This is a genomic window from Ohtaekwangia sp., from assembly GCF_036568665.1.
GTDB lineage: Bacteria > Bacteroidota > Bacteroidia > Cytophagales > Cyclobacteriaceae > Ohtaekwangia.
On the sequence record NZ_DATCSD010000008.1, the window covers coordinates 1 to 6,612 of the forward strand.

Annotated in this window: 5 protein-coding genes; 3 read left to right on the forward strand and 2 right to left on the reverse strand. The window is 46.2% G+C overall.

The annotated features are described in order from the left end of the window. A partial coding sequence (gene ribB, locus VIN08_RS00245; RefSeq protein ID WP_331958452.1) for a 3,4-dihydroxy-2-butanone-4-phosphate synthase occupies window positions 1-459 on the reverse strand: 459 nt, incomplete at its 3' end. 112 nt (window positions 460-571) lie between these two features. After that, window positions 572-2,491 (reverse strand): DNA primase, encoded by a 1,920-nt coding sequence (gene dnaG, locus VIN08_RS00250; RefSeq protein WP_331958455.1) that lies wholly within the window; start codon window positions 2,489-2,491, stop codon window positions 572-574. Window positions 2,492-2,708: 217 nt separating this feature from the next. Between dnaG and VIN08_RS00255 the strand changes: the two genes are divergently transcribed. From VIN08_RS00255 to VIN08_RS00265, 3 genes are all read left to right on the forward strand, one after another. Continuing rightward, a complete protein-coding gene (locus tag VIN08_RS00255) occupies window positions 2,709-3,794 on the forward strand; it encodes an Mrp/NBP35 family ATP-binding protein (protein ID WP_331958458.1) in 1,086 nt (361 codons plus the stop codon). Between the two features lie 71 nt (window positions 3,795-3,865). Beyond that, the gene (locus VIN08_RS00260) at window positions 3,866-4,126 is read left to right on the forward strand and encodes a NifU family protein (RefSeq protein ID WP_331958461.1); all 261 of its coding nucleotides are present in this window, start codon (window positions 3,866-3,868) and stop codon (window positions 4,124-4,126) included. 357 nt (window positions 4,127-4,483) lie between these two features. Next, window positions 4,484-6,601, forward strand: coding sequence for a M43 family zinc metalloprotease (locus VIN08_RS00265; RefSeq protein WP_331958464.1), 2,118 nt, complete (start codon window positions 4,484-4,486; stop codon window positions 6,599-6,601). The last annotated feature ends 11 nt before the right edge of the window (window positions 6,602-6,612 follow it).

Consider the following 6,612-nt stretch of genomic DNA (forward strand, 5'->3'; position numbering starts at 1 on the left):
GTCAATCGCAGCTTCGGTATGACCGCTTCTGCGCAGCACACCTCCGCGTTTTGCACGCAGCGGAAATATATGGCCGGGTTTACCTAGCTCTTCCGGTTTTGTTTCAGGATCAACCAGGGCGCGAATGGTTTTGAAACGATCATGTGCCGAAATACCGGTAGTACATCCGTGACCGATCAGATCAACCGATACGGTGAAAGGTGTTTCAAATACAGCGGTGTTTTTTCCAACCATCAGTTCAAGCCCAAGCTCTTCGCAGCGGTCTTCTATAAGAGGTGCGCAGATAAGTCCACGGCCATGGGTTGCCATGAAATTCACAATCTCCGGAGTAATGCACTCGGCTGCACAAATAAAATCTCCTTCATTCTCACGGTCTTCATCATCTACTACAATGATCACTTTTCCGTTCTTGATTTCTTCGAGGGCTTCTTCGATTGTGTTTAATTTGATATCGCTCATGTTGTATAATTCTTGTTCAGGTGTGTGCAACGTGTGTGTAGAGTATATTTATATAGGCCGAAGTACCGGCTCAGCCATTCTAACAAAGACTTGGGCCAGTCTGTTCCTGAAATTATTTTGCTACAACAATTCCCAGTATAACTGCTAAATCCTTTTCAGCGCCCTTCAATTGCTCGTGAATGGTAAAGTACTTTTCAAGGTCTTCTTCATTCGCGGCCTGTTTCATTTGCTGCAGATTTTCTTCCATCAGCTTCTGGATCATCCGGAACTTGAGTCGCAGCACGTTGGTATAGGCCATGTCGTGCAAAATTTCTTTCTCGTGCGGAAAGTAAATTTGATACTCCTCGCCCCACGACTTGCTGGTTTCGTAGCGTGTTGTGGTAAGTTCAGCCACCATATTTTTAGCGGCTTGCGAACCATGCTCCATGAAATATAGCGGATCACGAATTTCTCCCTGCACAGCACCTTCGCGAAAAGTCTGGTAAATCTCGCTGTATATTGGATTCACAAACTCTACATCCTCCAGTTCTGCCAGCATAAAATCAATCAGGCGTTGGTCATCGTAAGCCTGCTCGGCATAGTTGAGCAACAACCGGATCGCTTCGCGCTCCTGCATCTGCACCATCCCAGACGTATCAAGCTTCGAAGAGGTTGCCACCTCCGGAAGTATATCTGGTACCGGTATCTTCGATTCGCCCCGTGTCTTTTCCTGCTGTTGCTTCTGGCGATCGCCAATCAGTATTTTGTTGAGCTCTGTTAACAGAACAGACTCATCCATCTTGAGCAACTGACCGGCTTCCTGTATATATACCGACCGCTTGATGGGATCGGGTATCAGCGAAATGCTGGTGATACTCTCGCGGATAGCTTCTGCTTTCTTGATCGGATCGTGATTTGACTCCGCAGCCAACAAATCGATCTTGAACGATATAAAGTCTTTGGTGTGCGCTTTCAGGTACGTCTTAAACTCGGTGCTTCCCATCTTCTTCGAGAAGCTGTCCGGGTCATCGCCATCGGGCAACAATACCACGCGAACGTTGAGGCCACCTTTCAATACGAGATCTATACCACGCAACGCTGCTTTTATACCCGCGGCATCGCCATCAAATAGTACTGTTACATTTTCGGTAAACCTGCGAATGAGTTTGATCTGCTCCTCGGTAAAGGCTGTACCAGACGATGCCACCACGTTATCAACATCGGCCTGATGCATCGAGATCACATCGGTATAGCCTTCTACTATGTAGCAGAAGTCTTCTCTGCGTATAGCGTTCTTCGCCTGATACATACCGTAGAGCACATTGCTCTTGTGGTATATTTCCGTTTCGGGCGAATTTATATACTTGGGCTGATCTTTTTCTTTGGTAAGAATGCGCGCACCGAAGGCTATAACTTTTCCCGAGAGATTATGCACCGGGAAGATCACGCGTCCGCGGAAGCGATCGTAAAATCGTCCGCCATCCTTTTTGATGATCAGTCCTGCTTTCTCCAGCAAGTCTTCGCTATAGCCGATGCCCAATGCTTTTTTACTCAGGTGATCCCACTCGTTGAGGCTATAGCCCAGTTCGAATTTTTCGATAGTGCGATCATGAAAGCCACGTTCGCGGAAATAACTCAAACCAATGCTCTGCCCTTCCTCCGACTCCATCAGCGATTGCTTGTAGTAGTCTTTGGTATAATTCATAAGCGCATAGAGCCGATCGCGATCACTCTGCTGAAGCTGATCTTCGGGGGTGCGCTGATCTTCTTTCAGATCAACGCCATATTTTTTGGCCAGGTAACGGATGGCTTCTACATAGCTCATCCCTTCGTGCTCCATCACAAACGTGATGCTGTCGCCACCCTTGCCACTGCTGAAATCTTTGAAGATGCCTTTCGCCGGAACAACGTAGAATGAAGCTGTTTTCTCGTTGGTGAAAGGACTTAACGCTTTGTAATTCTGACCACTGCGCTTCAGCGACACAAAATCTCCGATCACATCAACAATGTCGAGGCGGCTTCTTACTTCATCAATTGTTTCGCGGGAGATCATTTTTCACTAAAACAGCTGTGGGCAAAGATACTTGATTATAACATTTGTGATACTTATTTACACATTTGTGATATAGGCCATCCAATGTGGCAAATGCTATGGAGTTGTCGGAGTTTCGATCTAAATTGCGCCCGTTTTGCAAGTATTGCGGCTCCTGGTATAGAATACATTGAATTACAGGAACTTTAATCCGCGATCTGAAATTTGACATTCTGAAATGATTACATCAACCGACATTCTGAAAGCTCTTTCTACGGTGGAAGATCCTGATTTGAAGCGCGACCTCGTGAGCCTGAACATGATCAAAGACCTGAAGGTGGAGCCAAAAAAAATAAGTTTTTCCGTAGTGCTCACCACTCCTGCCTGCCCGCTGAAAGACAAGATCCGCCAGGATTGTGAAGACGCTGTAGAAAAAGTAGCGGGACCTGATGTTGAGATCGACATCTTCATGACATCTTCGGTTACAACGTTGCGCGACAATGCTCCGCTGTTGCCGGGTGTTAAAAACATCATCGCGATTGCTTCGGGTAAAGGAGGCGTGGGTAAATCTACGGTAACATCCAACCTCGCAGTATCTCTCGCCATGACGGGTGCAAAAGTAGGTTTGATCGATGCCGATGTTTACGGACCTTCTATTCCGGTTATGTTCAACTGCGAGTATGAGCAGCCGATGGTAAAGCAGGTGAATGGAAAGAACATCATCATTCCGATTGAACAATACGGTGTGAAGTTACTCTCCATTGGTTTTCTGGCAGCGCCTGATAGTGCTGTGATCTGGAGAGGACCGATGGCAAGTTCTGCATTAAAGCAATTCTTCAGCGATACCGATTGGGGCGAACTCGATTATTTGTTGATCGATCTTCCTCCCGGTACAAGCGATATACATTTAACGATGGTACAAACCGTGCCTGTTACGGGAGCTGTGATTGTTACCACTCCGCAGAAGGTGGCACTGGCTGATGCCAACAAAGGCCTGGCAATGTTCAAGCAGCCGCAGATCAATGTACCTATACTGGGCATCGTAGAGAACATGGCGTACTTTACTCCGGAAGAATTGCCGGATAACAAGTACTATATATTTGGAAAGGATGGCGGCAAGAACTTATCAGAAAAGCATGGCGTTCCATTCCTGGGTCAGATTCCGCTGGTACAAAGCATTCGCGAAAGTGGCGACAGTGGTTTGCCTGCTGCCATGAAAGAAGGACCTTCTGCTGATGCATTCAAGACATTGGCGAAGACCGTGGCGAGACAAATTGCGATACGGAATGCCAATCAACCCACGCTTGTGACCGAGGTGAAGTAATTGCCTCTAAATAATTTGACAGAGAATAGCTACCTTTAGCTGACGAAAGTAAAAGTTGAAACAGACGCCTGATGAATACGCTTGAAGAACTTACCCAGAAAATAGAGACTTCCCTCAATTCCATTCGTCCGTATCTGGAGGCTGACGGTGGCAACGTGAAAGTGAACGAGATCACGCCCGAGCACATTGTAAGGCTTGAGTTTGTAGGAGCCTGTGGTAACTGCCGCATGTCTACCATGACATTCAAGGCGGGTGTTGAGGCTGCTATTAAACGTGATGTTCCGGAGGTCAAAGGAATTGAAGTAATCAACCTTACGCCTATAGCGAACTAAATCCGTGTTGCATTTTTAGTGCCGAGCTGTGAAATATATAGTCGTTAAGGCTATATAACGTTGTGAGTAACATTGAAGAGTATTCTTTCTTCGTTGGGTATATATCTCATCAGTCTTTATCGTATTTTTTATTTACAAGCTAACAGTCAGCTGAAAAATAGTAGCCACTCGGCCAGCTGAACGATCTTGTTTAGTACCGGCTACACACTTTTTTAAAAGGACTTCGCGTTTCTGAATATACGGTTACTCTTTGTATCTTTCCCTGATAAAGCTTTTGTGTATCTGATCTTTGCTTGTGTGAATTCCATGCTCTCCTTTTTTTCAAATTTCCGGAAAGCAACATTCTTATGTTGCACGTTGTTTACTTTTATACACGTTTATACCGCTACAGCTCAGCAACGCTGTGGCACGGTGGAATATACCGATCAACTGCTGCGCAGCCACAATATACCGGAGAACACACGCCAATTTGAACAGTGGCTTGCACAAAAGAAATCGCAGCGACTCCGCCAGCAATCAACCGACCGCATACAGGAAACAACGTATCAGATTCCGGTAGTAGTACATGTCATTCACAACGGAGAGGCTGTAGGCACAGGCACCAATATACCGGACGCACAAATTCTCTCGCAGATCAAAGTACTCAATAAAGATTACCAGCGTCTTAACGCAGATGCTTCCAATACACCTGCCGAATTTCAATCGGTAGCCGGAAACATGAGCATTGAATTTGTATTGGCCAAACGCACACCCGATGGTTTTGCTACCAATGGTATAGTGCGCGTGAAGGGAACACAAACTTCGTGGACCTCGGGCGATAATACTGAGTTGAAAAGTTTAAGTTACTGGTCTTCGGATGACTACCTGAACATCTGGGTTTGTAATCTCACTGACTATCTCGGTTATGCACAGTTTCCGGTTTCTGATCTGCCAGGATTGGAAGACTATCAGAACGGACTTGCAGCTACCGATGGTGCAGTATTTAATTACCAGTCTTTTGGTTCGATAGATGATGGAGCCTTTAGTCTGAAAACAAAGTATAACAAAGGTCGCACCGCTACACATGAGCTCGGGCACTTCTTCGGATTGCGTCACCTCTGGGGTGATGTTTCCAATTGCAATGGTACCGACTATATAAATGATACTCCTCCGCAGGATGCAGCTACATTCAATTGTCCTACACACCCACAGGCTGCCTGTAATGCCACCAAGATGTTTCAGAATTACCTGGACTATACGGATGATGCCTGCATGAATCTCTTTACGCAGGATCAAGTGACGAGAATGATCACGGTATTGGAGAATAGTCCGCGGAGAACATCGCTGCTTACATCGCCCGGGCTACTGGACCCGACTGCCAGCGGAAACGATTTGTTGATTGAAGAAATTATAGCGCCTTCTCCGGTAACGTGCAAAACAGAAGTTACACCCAAAGTATCAGTTAAAGTAAATAACAGTATTGAAACGATCACATCTTTCAAGCTGGTATATACTATCAATGGCGCATCCGTGGCTGTGCCGATAGAAAATGTTAGCCTGGAGGAAAATGATGTTATTGAAATTGCCTTACCCGCTGCACAGCTTACGCAGGATGAGAATGAACTTTCCTTCGAAGTACAGACACCGAACGGAGGTATAGATGTAAATCCTTTCAACAACAGCAAGTCGATGATTACGGTGATCAACACCCAACAGGATAATATACCTCTGCGGCAAAATTTTGAAGGCACACGATTCAGTGAAGTCTGGACACTTACTAACCCAAGCGGTGGCACCACTTGGCAAACTATTGACCTTGGCGATAATACCGCGCTATATGCCAACGGTTTTACAAACACCACTACCGATAATGAGATGTGGCTCGTAAGCCCCGTACTTGATTTCACAACATCTACCAGTGCCAGCGTGTCGTTTGATCTTTCGTATGCCTATCGCTCAGGTAAATTTGATGGCTTCCGTGTTATAGCCTCCAAAGATTGTGGCACAACGTTTCCCCTATCGGTGCTGGATATGAGCGGGCCGAACATTGCTTCTCATACTTCCGCTGCAGCCTGGCAACCGGCATCAGATAGTGACTGGACACTCGGAAAAAATCTTTCACTCAGCGCGCTCGCAGGCCAGGACAGTGTGCGACTGGCATTCATCTTTACCAATCAGAACGGCAACAATCTTTACCTCGACAACATCGAGTTCTTTCAATATGAAAATCCGCCTGCTGTAACATCGAACCTGGTGGTATACCCGAATTGTGTTACTACCGGTTCACTCATCAACGTCCGGTTGAACCTGCCCCAGCGCGAAACCGCCACACTATATGTAACCGATATGACGGGCCGTATAGTACACAACGAATCTATATCCGAAGGATTAAACCAGACCTACTCATTTTACCTCGATGGTGTGCGCCCCGGTATGTATATAGCCCACGTAACAACAAATACGCGAAGCTATTCGGCCAAGCTTATTGTTCGATGAAGTTGTTCTCC

Coding starts and splice junctions, on each gene's coding strand:
- VIN08_RS00260 (WP_331958461.1), top strand. CDS start 3,866: ATGAATACGCTTGAAGAACTTACCCAGAAAATAGAGACTTCCCTCAAT.
- VIN08_RS00255 (WP_331958458.1), top strand. CDS start 2,709: ATGATTACATCAACCGACATTCTGAAAGCTCTTTCTACGGTGGAAGAT.
- dnaG (WP_331958455.1), bottom strand. CDS start 2,491: ATGATCTCCCGCGAAACAATTGATGAAGTAAGAAGCCGCCTCGACATT.